At 58.5% G+C, this 725-nt stretch carries 1 pseudogene; it reads left to right on the forward strand.

Annotation, left to right across the window (positions count from 1 at the left end):
* Positions 1-188 precede the first annotated feature (188 nt).
* Positions 189-542, forward strand: a pseudogene (locus ACLFKU_RS43795) (IS3 family transposase); the annotation flags it as partial.
* Positions 543-725 lie beyond the last annotated feature (183 nt).

Below are 725 nucleotides of genomic sequence, written 5' to 3' on the forward strand. Positions count from 1 at the left end.
TCACTTGAACCTTGCAAACGGCAGCTAAACCGCCCATTCTTGAACCCACCAAGATGCTCGTTTCTACCCGCTTCTTCTGGCGCCTATATGCCGGAAATACCCGGCTCCTTTATGCCGGAAGGTGACAGCAAGCAATGCCAGGAAGGAAGTCTGGCGGCGGAGAGTGTGCGGGAGGCTTTGTGCCCGCATCTGAGCTGGCCGCCGTCGAACAGCGCCTCGGCACAACACAGGCTACGCAGCCGTCGAATGGCTGTCGGTCAATGGCTTGGCCAATATCGACCACCGCACGCGCAGCCTCGCTCGCCAACTGGGTCTTGAGCCGTCGTCCACCCTTGTGCGGTCGCCGCAGAGCAAATGGCATGACTGAATCGTTCGTGAAGGTTGTGAAGCACGACTACGTCGCTTCGTTGGACAAGCCTGACGCACAACCGGCGCTCTCGCGTCTGGCTATCGCCTTTGAACGCTACAAAGAGGCGCCGCACAAAGCCCTGAAAGAGCCCTCGCGTCGCGAGTTCAGGCATGCTGCGGCGTCATCAACCTAACGGTGCCCACGTGTGCTGAATTTCAGGAGCCACTCCAAAAATAACCCCCCGCAGAAATTAGGGCTACGCTGAACAAGCAGCTGAATTTGCGACGTGTCGGCGATGTAGAGGTGTTCAGGTCGTGAAGCCGACCGTCATCCTTTGGTTTTTGGCCCTTGCGGGCATTGCACGCGGGCGTTTTGC

Origin of the sequence: Paraburkholderia sp. EG304 (assembly GCF_046543485.1) — a bacterium.
GTDB lineage: Bacteria > Pseudomonadota > Gammaproteobacteria > Burkholderiales > Burkholderiaceae > Paraburkholderia > Paraburkholderia youngii.